Annotated in this window: 17 protein-coding genes and 2 pseudogenes; 9 read left to right on the forward strand and 10 right to left on the reverse strand. The window is 55.1% G+C overall.

Features of this window, described 5'->3' with window-relative positions; translation table 11 throughout:
- Positions 1–2 precede the first annotated feature (2 nt).
- The 7 genes from J9880_RS24130 to J9880_RS24160 all read right to left on the reverse strand — a co-directional run bounded on the left by J9880_RS24130 (position 3) and on the right by J9880_RS24160 (position 6,282).
- Positions 3–818, reverse strand: coding sequence for an ABC transporter permease (locus tag J9880_RS24130; RefSeq protein WP_095925567.1), 816 nt, complete (start codon positions 816–818; stop codon positions 3–5).
- A 4-nt stretch (positions 819–822) separates the two neighbouring features.
- Positions 823–1,650 carry an ABC transporter ATP-binding protein gene (locus tag J9880_RS24135; protein ID WP_095925568.1) on the reverse strand — a complete coding sequence of 276 codons (828 nt, stop codon included), beginning with the start codon at positions 1,648–1,650 and terminating at the stop codon, positions 823–825.
- Positions 1,647–2,561 (reverse strand): ABC transporter substrate-binding protein, encoded by a 915-nt coding sequence (locus J9880_RS24140; RefSeq protein WP_408637254.1) that lies wholly within the window; start codon positions 2,559–2,561, stop codon positions 1,647–1,649. The genes J9880_RS24135 and J9880_RS24140 overlap by 4 nt, the downstream gene beginning before the upstream one ends.
- A gap of 82 nt (positions 2,562–2,643) precedes the next feature.
- Positions 2,644–3,525: a creatininase family protein gene (locus J9880_RS24145; protein ID WP_095925570.1), complete on the reverse strand. Its 882-nt coding sequence runs from the start codon at positions 3,523–3,525 to the stop codon at positions 2,644–2,646.
- A gap of 21 nt (positions 3,526–3,546) precedes the next feature.
- On the reverse strand, positions 3,547–4,017 hold the full coding sequence (locus J9880_RS24150) for a RidA family protein (protein ID WP_232770635.1): 471 nt from the start codon (positions 4,015–4,017) through the stop codon (positions 3,547–3,549).
- Positions 4,007–5,287, reverse strand: coding sequence for an amidohydrolase family protein (locus J9880_RS24155; protein ID WP_232770636.1), 1,281 nt, complete (start codon positions 5,285–5,287; stop codon positions 4,007–4,009). Before J9880_RS24155 ends, J9880_RS24150 begins: the two co-directional genes overlap by 11 nt.
- 20 nt (positions 5,288–5,307) lie before the next feature.
- Positions 5,308–6,282, reverse strand: coding sequence for a PDR/VanB family oxidoreductase (locus tag J9880_RS24160; protein WP_232770637.1), 975 nt, complete (start codon positions 6,280–6,282; stop codon positions 5,308–5,310).
- A 213-nt stretch (positions 6,283–6,495) separates the two neighbouring features.
- Here J9880_RS24160 and J9880_RS24165 point away from each other — a divergent pair, with 213 nt between their 5' ends.
- The 4 genes from J9880_RS24165 (at position 6,496) to J9880_RS24180 (ending at position 11,141) form a co-directional block, all read left to right on the forward strand.
- Positions 6,496–7,419 carry a LysR family transcriptional regulator gene (locus J9880_RS24165; RefSeq protein ID WP_131694141.1) on the forward strand — a complete coding sequence of 308 codons (924 nt, stop codon included), beginning with the start codon at positions 6,496–6,498 and terminating at the stop codon, positions 7,417–7,419.
- Between the two features lie 261 nt (positions 7,420–7,680).
- Complete coding sequence (locus J9880_RS24170) at positions 7,681–8,670, forward strand: ABC transporter substrate-binding protein (protein ID WP_232770638.1); 990 nt, start codon at positions 7,681–7,683, stop codon at positions 8,668–8,670.
- Between the two features lie 11 nt (positions 8,671–8,681).
- Complete coding sequence (locus tag J9880_RS24175; RefSeq protein ID WP_095925576.1) at positions 8,682–10,109, forward strand: amidohydrolase family protein; 1,428 nt, start codon at positions 8,682–8,684, stop codon at positions 10,107–10,109.
- Positions 10,110–10,136: 27 nt separating this feature from the next.
- Positions 10,137–11,141: an isopenicillin N synthase family dioxygenase gene (locus tag J9880_RS24180; protein ID WP_095925577.1), complete on the forward strand. Its 1,005-nt coding sequence runs from the start codon at positions 10,137–10,139 to the stop codon at positions 11,139–11,141.
- 58 nt (positions 11,142–11,199) lie between these two features.
- On the opposite strand, the gene J9880_RS24185 is transcribed toward J9880_RS24180, so the two are convergent.
- Positions 11,200–11,388 carry a YjfB family protein gene (locus J9880_RS24185; protein WP_013575215.1) on the reverse strand — a complete coding sequence of 63 codons (189 nt, stop codon included), beginning with the start codon at positions 11,386–11,388 and terminating at the stop codon, positions 11,200–11,202.
- Between the two features lie 222 nt (positions 11,389–11,610).
- Between J9880_RS24185 and pstS the strand changes: the two genes are divergently transcribed.
- Positions 11,611–12,657, forward strand: coding sequence for a phosphate ABC transporter substrate-binding protein PstS (gene pstS, locus J9880_RS24190; protein ID WP_232770640.1), 1,047 nt, complete (start codon positions 11,611–11,613; stop codon positions 12,655–12,657).
- A 342-nt stretch (positions 12,658–12,999) separates the two neighbouring features.
- On the opposite strand, the gene J9880_RS24195 is transcribed toward pstS, so the two are convergent.
- Together J9880_RS24195 and J9880_RS24200 are read right to left on the reverse strand one after the other, a co-directional pair.
- Positions 13,000–14,169: an MFS transporter gene (locus J9880_RS24195; RefSeq protein ID WP_232770641.1), complete on the reverse strand. Its 1,170-nt coding sequence runs from the start codon at positions 14,167–14,169 to the stop codon at positions 13,000–13,002.
- 158 nt (positions 14,170–14,327) lie between these two features.
- Positions 14,328–15,257, reverse strand: coding sequence for a LysR family transcriptional regulator (locus J9880_RS24200; RefSeq protein ID WP_123428136.1), 930 nt, complete (start codon positions 15,255–15,257; stop codon positions 14,328–14,330).
- A gap of 128 nt (positions 15,258–15,385) precedes the next feature.
- On the opposite strand from J9880_RS24200, the pseudogene J9880_RS24205 reads away from it, so the two are divergent.
- The 4 genes and pseudogenes from J9880_RS24205 to J9880_RS24220 all read left to right on the forward strand — a co-directional run bounded on the left by J9880_RS24205 (position 15,386) and on the right by J9880_RS24220 (position 18,531).
- A pseudogene (locus J9880_RS24205) lies at positions 15,386–15,951 on the forward strand (NADPH-dependent FMN reductase).
- Positions 15,952–15,993: 42 nt separating this feature from the next.
- A complete protein-coding gene (locus J9880_RS24210) occupies positions 15,994–16,518 on the forward strand; it encodes a VOC family protein (RefSeq protein WP_049089393.1) in 525 nt (174 codons plus the stop codon).
- A 92-nt stretch (positions 16,519–16,610) separates the two neighbouring features.
- Positions 16,611–16,903: pseudogene (locus J9880_RS24215) on the forward strand (IS3 family transposase); the annotation flags it as partial.
- A gap of 305 nt (positions 16,904–17,208) precedes the next feature.
- The gene (locus tag J9880_RS24220) at positions 17,209–18,531 is read left to right on the forward strand and encodes an MFS transporter (protein WP_133822537.1); all 1,323 of its coding nucleotides are present in this window, start codon (positions 17,209–17,211) and stop codon (positions 18,529–18,531) included.

Raw genomic sequence — 18,531 nt, forward strand, 5'->3', positions numbered from 1 at the left:
GGTTAATGAGATTGCACGGCTTCGCTTTCATGCCAGGCGCTCAGGGCGCGGCGCGAAATCCACGACATCACGCCAAACAGCGCGATACCGGTGAGTGAAATCAGCAGCAGCGCTGCAAACATCAGCGGGATGTCCAGCTGATATCCGGCCTGCAATATCTGATAGGCCAGACCGGTGTTATTGCCGCCGGTGCCCGCCACGAATTCAGCGACCACCGCACCAATCAGTGACAGGCCGCTGGAAATGCGCAGCGCGCCGAAAAAATACGGCAGGGCAGAAGGGATGCGTAAGCGGATCAGGATTTGCAGACGGCTGGCACGGTTAAGCTGGAAATAACTCAGCAGACCCGGCGATACGCTGCGCAGGCCCTGCGTGGTATTGGAAATGATTGGGAACACCGCCATCAGCGTTGAACACACCACCAGCGACAGCGTGGTGTCCTTGACCCAGATAATGATCAGCGGCGCGATGGCCACAATCGGCGTCACCTGCAAAAACACGATGTACGGGAACAGCGCGGTTTCGACAAAGCGGTTTTGCACCAGCACGAACGCCACGGCAGCGCCGATAACAATCGAGAGTAAAAACGAAATCAGGGTGATTTTCAGCGTAAACAGCAGCGACATCATCAGCGAACCGAAATTGGTCCACAGGCTTTGCAGCATCACACCCGGCGAAGGCACCAGAAACTGGGGGATTTTGAAATAACTGACCCAGCCCTGCCACAGCAAAATTACCACCACGGCGACCACGGCCGGATACAGCACTTTGCGGAACGTGGGGTTATTGATCCACGGAACGGATTTTTGAGTTTGCATACCGTTACTCCCTGCCTGATTGGCTGGCTTGCAGCAGGCTGTCCTGCAACTGCTTCGCATAACGTGAAAACGCCGGACTGACGCGGAAATCTTCGCTGCGCGGGAAAGGCTCAGTGATGGCGATATCTTCCACCACGCGTCCCGGACGGGCAGCCATCATGATCACCCGCTGCGACAGAAACACCGCTTCGTGGATCGAGTGCGTGACAAATACCACCGTCAGCCCCTGTTCCCGCCACAGGCGCAGCAGGTCGCTGTCGAGTTTGTTGCGGGTGATTTCATCGAGTGCGCCAAAGGGTTCATCCATCAGCAACAGTTTCGGGCGCGTCACCAGCCCGCGGGCAATCGACACGCGCATCTGCATGCCGCCTGACAACTCGCGCGGCAGGACGTGGGCAAACTTCCCCAGCCCGACCAGTTCAAGCGCCTCGGTGACACGGGTGTTGGCTTCGGCACGCGGCACGCCCGCCAGATCCAGCGGCAAACGCACGTTATTTTGCACATTGCTCCACGGCATCAGCGTGGCTTCCTGAAACACGAAAGACAGCGGCACCTGCGTTTTTTCACGGCTGTCGCGACGCCACAGCACCAGCTTGCCGTCGCTGGGTTCTGTCAGCCCGGCGACCATTTTTAGCAGGGTACTTTTGCCACAGCCGGACGGGCCGAGCAGGGTGACGAATTCCCCCTGGTTGATGGTCAGATTGACCGGCAAAAGGGCGCGGGTGCCGTTGCTGTAAATTTTCTCCGCCGACAGCACTTCAATAGCCGGAACCGGCGGAGGATTGGCTGAGCGGATATCGCTCATCACGGTCAGTTTCGGGGCTGAATTCATGGCATTACCTTCGCGTCTTTGATCATGTCGAGGGTATAAGTCTGCTCAAACGGCACTTTGTCCGCGTCGATCAGCTTGTTTTTCACCAGCATGTCCCAGGTCTTTTTCAGACGCGGTTCAGTGATGATGCCGATACCACCGGTCTGTGCGTCGCCGCCGGTGACCAGCTCATACTTCTTCATCTGCGCGATGCCGAAAGCAATCTGATCGGCACCCATACGCGGGTTGTCTTTGGTGATAAGCGCGTTGCCCGCTGTCGGATCCTGCAGGTATTCCTTCCAGCCCTGCATCGAAGCTTTCACGAACGCAGCCACCGCCGCCGGGCGTTTTTTAACGGTGTCGGCCATACAAATAATCGAGTTGCCGTACGGCGGATAACCCCAGTCGCTGAGCATGTAGACGTAGAACGGTTTGCCGCCTTTTTCGACAGAGAAAGGCTCGGAGGTGACATAACCCTGTTGCACCAGATTATTGTCCGCCAGGAAGGGTTGTACGCTGAAGGTGTACGGGCGGATTTTGGCGCTCGCCAGTCCCAGTTCACTCTTCGCCCACGGCCAGAAAGAGGTGTAAGCCTCGGTGGCCAGCAGGAAGGTTTTGTCTTTCAGCTCCTGACCTTTCTCCACTTTGTCATGGCTGATAAACACTGTCGGCGAATGCTGGAACACTGTCGCGACGGTCACCGCATGTACGCCCGCCTGCCAGGTTTCCAGCGCCTGGCCGTTATCGCCAAGCGTGCAGTCAGCTTGTCCGGCCGCCATCAGTTGCATCACGTTGACCTGCGGGCCGCCCATTTTGATGCTGACATCCAGACCGGCGGTTTTGTACAACCCTTTGGCCTGCGCCTCGTAGAAACCACCATGCTCCGCCTGCGCGTACCAGTTGGTCAGGAAGGTAAATTTCTCTTCCGCCATGCTGGTGGTGGAAACCCCGGCCAGCAGCACGGCCAGCAGGCTGTAAGTGAAGGGACGCTGTGTTTTCATGGTGAGAATTCCTTTATTCAGAGGCCAGAGAAGACGAAGGAGGAGTGAAGCTGGTCTGCACGAAGCCGTTCCAGTGGTGTTTTCCCCAGGTCGGTTCGCTGCGGACTTTCCATTCCATATGATGGATTTCGGTGATGGCCTGCGCCCAGCTCGCCGCCAGCGAATCGAGGATCGCGTGGCCCTGTTCAGCGGTCGCGCCGGTCGGGTCGCCGATGACGCCACTCGGGCCAAAATCATAAGACGCCCAGGCGGCGGCAGGACGACCCGATGACAGCGTCGGGCACGGGAATTCCGGCGGATAATTGGCGACCGCATGTTCGATGTGCACGCATTCGGGTGCCAGCGCCAGCATCACTGCGGTTTCGCTGTGACCGGCGTGCATCGCCATTTTTTGCTCCTGTGCGCTCAGGAACTGGTTTTCGACATTTGGCACACGGAATACGTCGTGTGGGATCATGATCATGTCGCCGTGACGCAGGCGCATTTCACGCGAGGCCATTTGCAGCACCTGCGGCTGTCCGCCGTGACCGTTGATCATCAGCAGCTTGCGAAATCCGGCGCGGTACAGGGATTCGGCAATTTCCAAAACGGTTTGCAACAGGGTGTCACCGGTTAAAGTCAGCGTGCCGGGGAAATTCAGATGTTCGTCCGATTTGCCGTAAGTGATCGGAGGAATGGCGTAAGCCGGAATGTCTTTTGGCAAACGCGCCAGCGCGTGACCCGCCACGCCGGACGAGATCACGCTGTCCACCGAGCACGGCAGATGCGGCCCGTGTTGCTCAATCGCGCCGGTCGGCAGGACGATCACGGTATTGGCTTTATCGGGCAGGGCAGCAATGGCTGTCCAGCTCAGGAAAGGGAGAAATCGATCTGCGGGAAGATAGCCGTTAATCATGCTGTGCCTCGTGGTCGGACATTATTGGGTTAAGCGGGATTGCGGTAACCAGGCCGTGGCTTCCACTTCAATCAGCACGTCGGTGCTTGGCAGCATCTCGCTGACCTGCACCACCGTGGAGACCGGCGGTTGCCCGGCGTAAAAGAGTTTTCTGACCCGGCTGTAATACGGGAAGTGATCAAGGTTGCGAAAATACTGCACCAGCTTGATCACATCGCTCATTTGCCCGCCCGCGTCTTCAATGGTGTGGCGGATGCTTTCGAGTACATACCAGCTCTGGGCGAGGATCGGCCCCTGTTTGGCGTCGGTGGAAAACTCACCGGTTTCGCCCAGCAGCAGACGCGCTTCGGCGGGAATGTCCTGAAAACCGCGCACGATGGTTGCCGTTTGCGGGTTGACGGGGATGATGCCGGAGAGAAACACGAAATCACCGGCGCGACGCCACGCGGCATATTTGGCGAGCGGTTTTCCCGCTCCCGCTTCAAGACTCATGGGATAACTCCTGATTCCAGGTACGTTGATGCGTCAGCCTGCCGTGGTGAATAACCAGGCGGGCCGCGCTGTGTAAAGGCCAGGTCAGACTGTCGCTGCCGGGAAAGATCACCAGACTGGCGTCGCTGCCGGGGGCGAGCGGCAGTCCGCCCTGATCATCACCGGTCAGGGCGGCGACATCGCAGATAAGCCGCGACTGCCGGTCAAAGACGTTATCGAGCTGAAGCGCGAACAGGGCGCAGGTCAGCGTATCCAGTGGGTCATAACTGCCTGCCGGACAAAAGGCGTCCTGCACGTTATCGCAGCCGAGCAGCAGCGGAACACCCGCCGTCTGCGCTTCTTTGATCAGGGTGATGCCCCGCTGGCGCGGCGTACGGCCGGTCACCGCATCCTGCAACAGCAGATTGGTCATCGGCAGGGCAATCAGCGTAACGCGCTGCGCAGCCAGCACACTCAGCACGTCCCGGGCCTGTTGTTCACTGCCGGAGGCCAGCGCACAGCCATGGCTGCAACAGATGTGACCGCTGAATGTATTCTCTGTCAGGTAATGCGCCAGCCAGCTCAGACCGTGTGCCACCGGGGAAAGCTCCTCGTCGATATGCAGATCCAGATTCAGCTGCCAGCGTGAGGCGCTGCGCATCAGATGGGTCATCGCCGTCGGATCCCAGTTTGAGGAGTGGATAAATCCACCCAGCAGACAATGCTTTCCGCTTTCTGCGACCGCACGGGCTATGCGGTCTGCCGCGTGTTCATCAGCAAAAATACTCAGGGGTGCCAGTGCGACGCGTTCCAGCGTGACGCCCGGCTGGTCAATATCGGCCAGCTCCCGCCAGGCCAGCGGCGGAACCACATCGAACCAGTCAATGTGGGTGCGCAAATGGGTCACGCCGTTAGCCGACGCCCACGCCATGCCTTTTGCGGCGCGCTGGCGAAGATCATCGGCGGTCCAGTGCTGACGGTCCTGATGCAGCGTTTCAATGGCGGCCAGCAGACCGGGTTTCGGCGGACGGCTGCGGTGGAGGGTGAAGGTTTTATCAAGATGCGCGTGGGGTTCCGTCAGCCCCGGCAATGCCAGCGCGCCGTGCGCGTTCCACAGGTCAGCCTGATCCGGCTGAGCAGGCGTCACGGATGCAATTATGCCTGCGTCAAAACGCAGATCTGCCGTAACCGGTTCGCCTGCCTGCAAAGGCCATCCGGCGGGAAGCAGCCACGCGGGCAGACGAGCGTTGGCAATGCCGTTCAGCGGTGTGGTGGGATCCGGTAGGTTCATTGTGTCGCTCCGCGTTAACATCACAGGTCGAGGACCAGAACAGGACTTTTGGATCGCGAACAGCACAGCGTTATCTGCGTATTCTCCGCTTTCTCTGCATCCGTCAGCACGCAGTCCCGGTGATCGGGAATACCGTCTAACACATCAGTAATACAGGAGCCGCAAATACCCTGTTCGCACGACAGCATAATATCGACCCGGGCGCTTAATAAGACTTCGGCGATGGTCTGGTCGCGGCCCACTAAATAACGTTGGCCGGTAGAACTGAGCTGAATATGAAATTCATTTCCGGCGGTGTCATTATTCATTCCCGTATTGCTGAACCGCTCGAAAGATAATTGATTTTCCTGCCAGTGATGGGTCCGCATAATTTCCTGCAGGCGTTGAATAAATCCGTCCGGGCCGCAGGCCATTACCCGCGTATTCTCATCCGGCTGACATAAGCTCAGCGGCGTGTGATGGCGCAGGGAATCGTTTGCGCCGCTGTCATGTATAAAGACATTTTTCGCTAAGGCAGGCGCCGTTAAGCGCGGCAGAAACGCGATTTGCTCACTGTCTGAAACAGAGTAATGCAGTTCAAATTCAATATCCTGATGCGCAATCTGTTCCGCCATTGCCAGCAGCGGCGTGATGCCAATGCCACCGGCAAAGAACAGATATTTACCGGCCTGTGGCAGCGGAAAATGATTGCGCGGAGGCGAAATGGTCAGGTTATCGCCGGGGCGGAAATGATGGTGAATATAGTGTGAGCCACCGGTCGAATTATCCGTCAGTTTTACGCAGATTTCATAATATTCACCGTTGCTGTTTTCACTGCAAAGTGAATATTGCCGCGGGCCGGTTTCCGGAATGAAAACGTCAATGTGCGCGCCGGGTAAATAAGCCGGTAATAACCCGTTCTGCTGCGGAACAAGCTGCAATGAAATATTCCCTGTTCCGTTTATTTCCATTGATTTTATCGTGACAGGAATGGATCCGGCATCTTTCATCGTCATTTACCGTATTTGCTGAATGAGGCTTTCATAAAAAGGGGGATCCCCCGGTTTGCCGCATAACCCGCTGTCTTAACGCGCATTACTGCGCAGAGTCAGCCTGATGAGCGGTGAAACGAATGTTCCCGTTGCAATGAAAGCTACGTTATTGTTATAAAACTGTTGCGTCCAGCGCTTTGATTCGCACGTCCCGTTGCATAAAAGAGAGCACTCACTATGTTCGCATTCTCCCGGTTTCTGCTGTACTTCACTGAGGTTGCCCGCCAGGGATCGTTTCGTAAGGCGTCCGAAACCCTGCATGTTGCCGCATCGTCGATTGACCGGCAGATACTGCGGGTTGAAAAAGAACTCGCCATGCCGCTGTTTGAACGGCACCCCACCGGATTGCGGCTGACGGCGGCCGGTGAGCTGTTGCTTCATGCCGCCAGTAACTGGAAAAAGGATTTTTCGCGCGTTCTGGAACAGCTCGATGACCTGCGCGGGCTGCGGCGCGGGCATGTGCGCATTGCCACCATCGACGCCATCAACCGGCAGTTTTTCTCGTCGATGCTCAAAAAGGTGCATCTCGATTACCCGAATATCTCGTTTACCCTGACGACCATGAACAACGTGGATATCCAGCAGGCGCTGATGTCGGGCGACGCCGACTTCGGGCTGATGTTAAATCCGCAAAGTTCCCGCGAGTTGCAGGTGCGCGCCTTTGCTGAAATCGAACTGGGGATTGTGGTGCCGAAAGGGCATCCGCTCGGGGACAGAAGCGGCGTGCGTTTTAATCAGTGCATGGAGTATCCGTTTATCCTGCCCGCTGCGCCCCTGATGCTGGCCGAGCCGGTGCAGGCGCTGATGAATATCAACGGTGACATGGTTCGCGAAGTCGCGGTATCCAATAACATCCACATGATCCGCTCGCTGATTAAAGAGCAAATGGGCATCGGCATTCTGTGCTGGCTCGACATCATGGATGAGGTGGAAAGCGACGAGTTGCAGTTTATTCCGCTGACCGATCCGCAACTGAAAACCTTCACACTCTCCCTGTGCGTTGCCCCTTCACGCCAGCTTTCACTGGCAGCTTCGATGATGCTCAAACAGCTGGAGATGTTATTCAGCCAGATCCAAACGCCGGGTCACCAGCGCCACTGATTTGCACCATTCTGGTGCAGTGCGCTCTGTGGTGAATCAAAGGTTGCAGCGCGCGAAGACAAGATCCCCCGCAAAGCGCAGGGGGCGCGGCTCTGCGAAGTTGGCATCCTTTTTGTATAGATAAACGTGAGTAGAAGCGGTCAGTGCAGGCAACTGCGCGGGACATTGCTCAGCAACCATTTCGCGGTTCATTTTGAGCCGGTCAGGGGAGCTGAGCCGCATTTGCTCGTCTTCCCTCCGGCGATGATTAGGAGAGGAGCAATGAAGTCAATTTCCCGCATTCCCCTGTCTTGCTGTGTGCTGAGCACGCTGATCACTGGCGCTTTCTCACTGTCGGCGCAGGCCGATGAGAAAATCGCGCTGCTGACTTCCTGGTACGCGCAGGCTGAACAGGGCGGCTATTATCAGGCGCTGGCGACGGGCATCTACAAACGTTACGGGCTGGATGTCAGCATTCAGTCCGGCGGCCCGCAGATCAACGGCATGCAGTTGCTGTTATCAAAACGTGCCGACGTGATCATCGGTTATGACCTTCAGCTGCTCGAGTCAGTGCAGCGCGGATTTCAGGCCAAAGCCATCGCCGCCCCCTTCCAGTTCGACCCGCAGGGGTTACTGACCCACGCTTCTGTCACGTCACTCGACGGCCTGAAAGACAAAACCATTCTGGTTTCCAGCTCCGGGCAATCGACCTGGTGGCCGTGGCTTAAGGCACGCTATCAGCTCAGCGATTCTCAGGTTCGCCCGTATACCTTCAACATTCAGCCCTTTGTCGCCGACGGGAACGTGGCGCAACAGGCGTACGTCAGCTCTGAAGTTTTTCAGGCACAAAAGGCGGGCGTGAAATCGAATTTCTTCCTGTTCTCGGAGCACGGCTATCCGCCTTATGGCGGCATTCTGATCACCCGTCCTGAGCTTATCAGCAGCCGCAAAGACGCGATGGCGAAATTTGTGCAGGCGTCGATGGAAGGCTGGGTGAGTTATCTGCAAAACCCGGCGGCGGGCAACGCGCTGATCAAAAAGGATAATCCGAAGATGACGGACGACCTGCTGGCCTGGGGCGTTCAGCAAATCAAAGAACATCACCTGATTGACGGCGGCGATGCGGCGAAACAGGGCTGGGGCACCATGACGCAGGCCCGCTGGCAGAAAACCCGTGATTTCATGGTCAGCGCCAGACTGCTGAATGCGGATACCGACTGGAAGCAGGCGTATACCACCGAATTTGTTGACCACATGCAGGTTAAACCCTGAGGAGCGTTGCGATGTCATCTGACTCTTTACTGATTAAAAATGCACACGCCATCCTGACCGGTTTACCGGGAGACGAAGCGCGTCATGCCGGGCCGGATATCCGCGTCCGTCACGGCGTGATCGAGGCGATGGGCACCCTGACGGCGCTGCCCGACGAGCGGCTGATTGATGCCCGCGATTGTGTGGTCTATCCGGCCTGGGTCAATACTCACCATCATTTGTTTCAGTCATTGCTCAAAGGCGAGCCGCAGGGGCTGAACCAAAGCCTGACCGCGTGGTTAAGCGCGACGCCTTATCGCTTTCGCGCCACGTTTGACGAAGCCACTTTTCGCCTCGCGGTGCGTATCGGCCTGACCGAACTGCTGCGTTCGGGTTGCGCCACGGTGGCGGATCACAACTACCTTTACTGGCCGGATATGCCTTTCGATACCTCCGACATTCTGTTCAGTGAAGGGGAAGCGCTGGGCATGCGCATTGTCTTATGCCGCGGCGGTGCGACGCAGGGGCGGGCGATTGAGAAAGATTTGCCACAGGCACTGCGTCCGGAAAACTTCGACCATTACATGACGGACATGGAACGGCTGGTCGGGCGCTATCACGATGCGAAACCGACGTCGCTGCGCCGCGTGGTAATGGCACCGACGACATTGCTGCATTCGGCTCCGGGTCCGCAGCTGCGCGAAATGGCGAAACTGGCGCGCAGTTTAGGGATCCGCCTGCACAGCCATTTATCCGAAACGGTGGATTATCTCGATGCGGCACGCGCTAAGTTCGACATGACGCCGGTGCAGTTTTGCGCGGAACACGACTGGCTGGGGGACGATGTGTGGTTCGCGCATCTGGTCAAACTGCTGCCGCAGGAGATTGCGATGCTCGGACAGACTCGCACCGGCATTGCGCACTGTCCGCAAAGCAACGGGCGTCTGGGCAGCGGTATCGCCGATCTGCTGGCGCTGGAACAGGCGGGCGTGCCGGTTTCGCTGGGCGTAGACGGTGCGGCATCCAACGAGGCGGCCGATATGCAAAGTGAAGCGCATGCCGCGTGGCTGTTGCAGCGTGCCCGAAAAGGCATGCTGGCGACACCGCGCTATGACGGTGGCACTTTTGAAGGCGGCGGAGACGCAGCATCCATTGAAGACGTGGTGCGCTGGGGCAGTGCGGGCGGGGCGCACATCCTCGGGCTGCAACAAAGCGGCAGCGTGCAGGTCGGTATGCTGGCGGATATCGCCATTTACCGGCTGGATGACCCGCGTTATTTCGGTTTGCATGACATGGCCATCGGCCCGGTGGCCTGCGGCGGTCGTGCCTCGCTGAAGGCGCTGATGATTAACGGCCGCGTGATCGTCGAAAACGATGTCATCCCCGGTCTCGATCTGGACGCCATGCGCCATGAGGCGATGTCAGCCGTCCGTACCCTGCAACAGCGCGCTGCGCGCTAACCCCATTGATTAAGAAGGATAAAAATAATGACGCCATCACCTCAGACACAGTCCGCTCAAACAAAAAGCTATGCATTGCAGGAACTGGAAAAAGAAGCCGGAATGGGCGCGATGGGCGAAGAGACCTTTGCCCGCGAAGTGCGCTGTATTGACCTGTCAGATTTTGAAAACCGTAAAAGTGAGATCGCCGACGAACTCTGGCGTGCAGCCGTCGAAATCGGCTTCTTTCAGGTCAGCAATCACGGTATCGCGTTGAGCGATATCCGTCAGGCCTTCAGCATGACCGAGGATTTCTTCTCGCTGCCCGACGCGGTAAAAGCGCAGTATCCGCTGGCGCGTAACGCCGGATGGGAGAATAAATCGCAGGTGCGCCCGTCGACCCGCACGCCGGATCAGAAAGAGTCCTACCAGATCACCCGTCCGCTGATGGACACGCTGTGGCCAGGCGAGCAGGAATTGCCCGCGTTTAAAAACACCATGCTGGGCTTTGAATCGCAGTGCTGGCAACTGGGCATGAAATTGCTTTCCTGTTTTGCGCTCAGGCTGGGCTTTCCTGAGCATTTTTTCGAACAGGCGCACAATCCTGATCAGCAAACCTATCAGAGCACGCTGCGCATGCTGCATTACTATGCCACCGAACAATCGGAGCAGGGGATGTGGCGGGCGGGCGCGCATACGGATTTTGACTGCCTGACGCTGCTTTTCCAGCGTCCGGGGCAGGGCGGATTGCAGGTTTGTCCGGGTAAAGACAGCGAAAGCCAGCAGTGGACCAGCATCGAACCGCGCGAAGAGGTGATCACCTGCAATATCGGCGACATGCTGATGCGCTGGAGCGATGACCAGCTGCCGTCAAATTTCCATCGGGTGAGAAGCCCGCTGCCCGGCGAATATCAGGGGGCGCGCTACAGTCTGGCGTTTTTCTGTCAGGCCAATAAAGACGTCGAGATTTTGGGGCCACAGGCGAAGTATCCGGCCATCAGCGCCGAAGATTATCTGCAACAGCGTATTCAGGCGAATTTCGCCAAAGGGTAAGAGGCCATAAAAAACAAAAAGCCCGCTGAGTTTGCTCACGCGGGCTTTTTTGTCTCTGTCAGGCGGTGGTATTGATATTGCGACCGATTGCCGGATTAGCAGGTAACGCGGGGATCGCGTCAATCATGCTGGTCACTGCCGTCTGCTGACTATCCAGCGACTTTTTCAGCAGGATGTTGTTGACCTGAGTGCTGGTATCCAGGCTATTAAGGCCGGTCGCCAGCGATGCAATTTGCGAAACATCCATTTTGTTCTCCTGTTCGGTACCACATAAAAGGAACTGATTACGGCCCGGAAATCGCCATTGCATTGTTATCGGCATGTCAGGCAATAACTTGAGCAGTAAATGCAGTTCTGCGGCAGTCGGGCGGAGGAAGTGTGCCCCTGATATTACCGCTGGCGGATCCTTGACTATATTAAGCTAAGTATCTCAGGAGAAAGAATCACATCACGCGATCAGGAGCGGAACATGAAATTCATACAGGGGACTTTTTCCTGCTTTATCGCTGTCGTTTTCTTACTCGTCATCACACCCTCATTGGCAGCCGTTAATCTGACCGGCGCGGGGGGGACTTTTCCTGCGCCGATGTATGCGAAATGGGCCGATGCTTATTTTAAAAATACCGGTAATCGGGTGAATTATCAGGGGATTGGTTCTTCCGGCGGTATAAGACAAGTTATCGCGAAAACCATCGATTTTGGTGGCACAGATATCCCCATGAGTGAAGAAGATTTGAACAGGAATGATTTGTTTCAGTTTCCGACCCTGACAGGCGGTATCGTCGTGGTTGTTAACATTCCAGGTATCGCTTCCGGGCAGCTGATTCTGGATGGTGAAACACTGGGAGACATCTATCTCGGTAAGATTAAAAGATGGAATGACCCCGCAATCGTCAGACTGAACCCCGGACTCAATTTGCCTGGCATCAATATCGCGGTAGTCAGGCGTTCTGACGGCGCGGGTTCGACGTATGTATTCACCCGTTATCTGGAAAAGGTGAACAGCAGATGGAAAGCAAACGTCGGCTCTGGTGCGACTGTCAGATGGCCAACCGGCCTCGGGGGTAAAGGGAATGACGGTGTGGCCGCATTTGTACAACGTCTGCGCGGCTCAATAGGTTATGTCGAATACACCTATGCGAAGCCGGGGAATATGGCATACACCCGACTGGTCAATGCGGAAGGTAAAGCGATCAGCCCGAATGAAGCCTCATTCCGTGCGGCAGGCGACGGGGCTGACTGGAGCCAAAGTTTTTCTCAGGATCTCACTAATCAGAAAGGGGATAACGCGTGGCCGGTCACTTCTGCGACGTTTATTTTGATTCCCAAAAAGCAGAGAAATATCGCTAAGGGAAAAGAAATCCTGAGGTTTTTTGACTGGGCCTTTAAAAATGGCGATAACCTTGCGACAGAACTGGATTTTGCGGCACTGCCTGACCCGTTAGTAGAGAAAATCCGTACCGCCTGGCAAACCAATATTAAAGACAGCAGTGGAATACATCCTTTATATCCTTAAGAACTGCTTCCTCACTTTACGGTTCCGGAGCGGCCGACGCAGATTCTTTACTTACCAGACAGACAAATAACACCTGCGCAAAGAAGCGTTGTCGGCTTCTCAATGGCGTCTTTTGGGGATGCGTTTTTTCCGGAAAATATCCCCGTCAGGCTCGATCCGATTTTTAACTTTGACAGTCCGTTCTTCGCTCACAGCAGACCTTCAGCGTTACGTGTTTGTCTGCTGCGTGCCAGAAGCGGACGTTAGTTAACCAGTTAAGTGAAATGCGAATAAATTTTGCGATATCTGTTATGGCCAGTGAATGATTCGGATGACGTTCTCACTGGCCAGTGGTGATACCTTCTAATTCAACTCTGCAGCATGCCCGGTTTTATCCGTAAGACCGGACAACACCGCTAGTATCAGTGCAATGACAGACAATATAGCGCCTGCCCAATTGGGCGCTTGCAGACCGAATCCCGCAGCAATCACCGCGCCACCCAGCCAGGCTCCCACGGCATTACCGAGGTTGAAAAGACCGATATTAACCGCAGCGGCCAGCGTGGGGGCACCTGCCGCTCGCGCTTTATCCATCACCAGTTTCTGAATTGGCGATACTGTCGCAAATCCAAATGCAGCCATCAGAAAAATGCAGAGAGCTGACATAACCTGGCTGTGGGCCGTGAAGTTGAATACCAGTAACACGACGGCCTGAGCAGCCAGTGTGATATAAAGCATCGGCATCAGGGCGCGATCAGCATACCGGCCACCAAGCTGGTTGCCCGTAAACAATCCAAGTCCGAACAACAGCATCAGCCATGCGAGGCTGCTTTCACTGTATCCTGCCAGCTCGGTCATCATCGGCGCGATGTAGGTAATTGATGTAAAAAATGCGCCCGGCCCGAAAACAGTAATGCCCATTGCCAGTAGCACGTTGACGTTTCTGAAGGCGTTAAATTCATGCGCAAATCTCTGGTTTTGTGCCCTTGGCTGGTGCGGGATGAGCATACCGATGCTGATAACCGTAATGACCCCAATCACCGCTATGGCCATAAAGGCATCACGCCAGGAGAGGTGTTGACCAATCCAGGTACCTGCGGGTACGCCTATAAGGTTTGCGACGGTCAGCCCCATAAACATGAATGCAATGGCCCTCACGCGCTTAGACGGTGCAACCATATCTGCTGCAATAATCGAACCGAGGCCAAAGAAAGCACCGTGCGTCATCGAGGTAATAATTCTGCCCAGTATGGCTATGCCAAGTGTTGGGGCAAACGCCGTCACCAGGTTCCCGGCCACGAAAAGCAGCATCAGGAAAACCAGCATGGCTTTACGCGGGACTTTTGAACCCAGAATAATCAGGGCCGGTGCGCCGACGAAGACGCCCAGCGCATAAGAGGTTGCCAGATAGCCGGCAACGGGAATGGTGACGTTAAAATCAATGGCAATGACGGGGAGCAGCCCGGCAATGATGAATTCAGTGGTTCCGATACCGAATGCACCTATCGCCAGCGCCCAGAGAGCTAATGGCATAACAAATATCCTGTAACATTATGTTTTACGTTTGAACTGCTCCGGCATACGGGAAAGGTTTCAGCCCGTAAGGCAACAAAAGCAGCGGGACGATAAGGATATAAGTTTGCTAAAAGGCGATAAACAGCCCTGATATCGCCTCACTGACGACAAAAATTCTACCTCAGTGTGCCGAAATAGCCTTCTCCGGCCTTTTTCAGCAGTTCGTCAACGATGAGGCGAACTCTCGGTATGAGGTGCCTCGTTCGGGGCCAGATAACGTTCAACTCAACCGGGATGGGGGCATGGTCTGCCATCACGGAGATCAGGTTGCCTGCGGCGATATGGCTGTTAACCATCGACTCAGGAAACTGCGCTATCCCCACGCCAGCCAGACAGGCCTGAATCATGGCATCTCCGTCGCTTATCTGATGTGCTGTGGGGGATATAAATTTCACTTCACGCTCCCCGGCCTTTCGCAGCCGCCAGGCAAGGGGGGCGCCCCGACGGTAGCCCATAATGCAGTAGTGGCTTTTCAAATCCTCCATATCGGCAGGCAATCCGTTCTGTTCAAGATAGGCCGGAGAGGCGCACAGGATAAGCCGCTGCCGGCTCAACCGACGGGCGATCAGCTCATCGGTGCTCTGTAGCTCCCCCACGCGCAGAACCAGGTCAACGCCTTCCTCCACCGGGTCAATAAGACGGTCATTGAACGTGAGCGCCAGCCGCAGGGCCGGGTAGCGGGTCATCATCTCGATTAATACCGGCATCATCAGATTCCTTCCGAAAGACGCAGGCATATCAATACGGACCGTCCCGGCGGGATTTTCCTGGCGTCTGCTGAGCGTATTTTCGGCAGAGTCGAGAATTTCAAGCGCCGAGAGGCAGCTGGTCAGGTAAGCCTCTCCATCACTCGTCAGGCTCAGTTTACGCGTTGAACGGTGAAAAAGACGCGTTCCCAGTCTCTCCTCAAGCCGTGCCACACTTTTACCTACGGCCGATTTGGTAATGCCCAATTGCTCCGCGGCCTCAGTGAAGCTGCTCGATTTCGCGGTAATGACAAAGTTAGTAATCCCCCGCAGGGATTCTGCTGACAGTCCGGTAGACATAAAGTTGACTCTGTGACGACTCATAGTGCGTTTATCGATGTGTAATTCTATACCAGGCTTATCGCTATCAGTAAACAAAGCACCGGCAACCGCCGGATAATCCATTTTTTTAATTACAGGGGACAGGCATGTCATATGAAAAACCACTCAAATTTGTGACTCTTCTGGGAAGCCTTCGCGAAGGCTCTTTAAACGCCATTGTGTCGCGCAATCTTGCCTCACTGGCACCCGAGCATGTGGAGATTAGTGCACTGGGCTCTGTAGGAGAGTTACCGCACTATGATGCAGACCTTCAGGCGCAGGGCTTCCCCGAGGCGGTGGTGGCAATGGGAAAAGCAATATCGGCAGCGGATGCGCTGATTATCGTCACGCCTGAATATAACTATCCCTCCCGGGTGCCCTGAAAAATGCGCTGGACTGGCTTTCCCGCCTGCCTGACACGCCAGTTGCCGGCAAGCCTGTTGCCATACTGACGGCGTCACCCGGGGCGATCGGCGGTGCACGAGCCCAGTATCACCTGCGTCAGATTCTGGTCTTTCTGGACGGGCGGGTTCTTAACAAGCCTGAAGTCATGATCGGTCAGGCCACTTCAAGACTGGATCCGGAAAATGGCAGCATCACGGATGCGGACACCCGCAATCTGATATCAGCTCAGCTCGCTGCACTGGCAAAAATGACGGCCAGCCTGGGCTGAACATCCCATCACTCTTATCCGTAAACCCACTGGGAGAAAATTATGTCTACTGAAACTATTCGCGGTATGGACCACGTTGGCATCACCGTTTCTGATATTGATGAGGCGACCCGCTTCTTTGAAGAAGCCTTTGGTGCAGAAGTTATCTATGACTCCGTTTCACGATCGGATGACGACGTGAAAGGGGAAGAGACGGAAAACATCCTCAATCTGTTTCCAGGAACACGTATCACCACGGTCAGGATGATGACGCTGAAGCACGGGCCGGGGCTTGAGCTTTTTGAGATGAAGGGGCCAGAGCAGAATCAACCCGTGCGGCCAAGCGACTACGGGTTACAGCATTTCGCCGTATACGTTGATGATATTAATGAGGCCATCAGCCTGTTTGAACGTGCCGGGGGGAAAATGTTTACCTCTCCTCAGCCGCTGATGTTTCCTACTGAGGTCGGAGACAATAACTTCTTCTGTTATGGCCGCACGCCGTGGGGCAGCGTCATTGAGCTGATCTCTCTACCCTCAAGAATGCCTTATGAAGATCACACGTCTTTGCGCCGCTGGAAGCCCTGAATTCGACTGGGTGCGTCAGAACAGGCTACCCATAAGATTTGAACGTCCGCTGTTCGCTCACAGCTGCCCTTGATCTTTGCATCGGGCTGCTTCGTGAGCATAACGGTAAAGTTGCATTGGCAGAAAGCGATCTGTGGTTGTGTTCAGATGGCTTCTCGTTCGGCTGTGATGACGACAGAAAAGGTTCGCACTGGACTGCTGCGACAGAGAAGCCATAGGGTGGGCTGCCAGTACAGGTGGTTACGACATCAGCACGGTACAGGATGTGATATTGGGTGCAATGGAAAAGCTGTTCGGTGATCCGTTACCGGAAAAATCGTTCGAGTCGCTGACGGACAACGGTTCTGCTTATGTCGTGCATGAAACCAGCAGATGCGCGACGGAATACTGAGTCCGTTAGATGACAATGACTTACATATAAAAACAGTCTGGATATAGCGGGTCAAGATCATAGGGGTTTCACCAGAGTAATCATGCCTGTCTGTTTTGGTCACTCTTAGTAATACGAGCCCGGTATATTATCTCAACTGCAACTGCTTCATTATATGAAGCAAAAAATCATTTCAATTTTGATTCATCTCGCTATTCCAACAGTCCATCTCATCTCCCGAGATCTAATCAATATACTCGTCCTATACCTACTAAAAAGTCGTACCAAGACTGAGACCCTACCTACCCTCGGGAGTTGATATGGACAATACAGAGACCCAATACGCCACAGACTACAGCGGGGCTAGAGAAAAAGTGCCAGCCCGGCGCACAGCAAAAATCATGCTGTCGGCCGGTATCGGTCATTTTATTGAATGGTTTGATTTTGGACTTTACGGGACATTAGCCACCATTATCGCGAGCAATTTTTTTGCCAGTAGTGACCCGGCAATCGCACTGCTTAAATCCTTTGCTGTTTTCGGTTCTGGCTTCTTGATGCGACCGCTTGGCGGGCTGTTCTTTGGCTCGATGGGCGATCGTCTCGGACGGCGTAAAGTGCTGGTCACGGTCATTGTGATCACGTCAATTTCGACCTTTATAATGGGGCTTTTACCCACCTGGCACCAGGTAGGCATAATCGCGCCAGTCTTACTGGTATTCACCCGTCTGATACAAGGGTTTGCCGCCGGTGGCGAAAGCTCTGGCGTGATTACTTATCTGGCGGAAAGCGCAAAGCCCCACCGCAGAGCCACCTTGACCTGCTGGAGTGAAAACTTCAGTTTTTTGGCCTTTGTCTGCGGTTCCGGGTTGGTTCTTTTTCTCACCCATACCTTAGGTGAGGAAGTGATGAACGACTGGGGATGGCGCATTCCATTTCTGCTGGCAGCGCCATTAGGTCTGGGTGGCCTGTATATGCGCCGTAACATGGAGGACTCCGCTGAGTTTCATAAACTTAAAGCCGCCGGAAAGATTGAAAAATCACCTTTGCGCACATCTCTTTCAACCTCGATGTCTGCCCTTTTGTTCTGCACAGGATTTGTGATTGTTAAAGCGGTAAGTAGCTGGGTTCTGCAATCTTTTATGCCCGGTTATCTCTCCACCTATTTGCATTACAGCCGTACCGACTCCTACTTAATTACCACCCTCGGGCTGCTCAGCGTCGCAATTTGTATGCCACTCACCGGCTATCTATCTGATCGTTGGGGACGCAGGCCACTGATGCTGATGGGATGTGGCGGATTCATTTTACTGACTTACCCGGCAATGCTGGTGATGAGCCAGGGATCAGTCGGCTCGTCCATTGCGGCGATGAGCATGCTCGGCGTCTTTGTCGCCATGTTTAATGGGGGCTGCGGCGCAGCTATGGTCGAACTGTTCCCGACCGCAATTCGTTACGGCAGTATTGCCATCGCCTATAACCTGACTGTCGCTGTCTTTGGCGGTGTAACACCATTGGCTTCAGCAAGCCTTATCACGCTAACCGGTGACCCCTTATCCCCTGCCTGGTATGTGATGATCACTGCCGCAATCTCGTTTATCGCCGTCTGGTTTGCTAAAGAAACCGCTGGAAAAAATTTGGATTAA

It is taken from the genome of Rahnella victoriana (genome assembly GCF_021276285.1).
Classification (GTDB): domain Bacteria; phylum Pseudomonadota; class Gammaproteobacteria; order Enterobacterales; family Enterobacteriaceae; genus Rahnella; species Rahnella victoriana.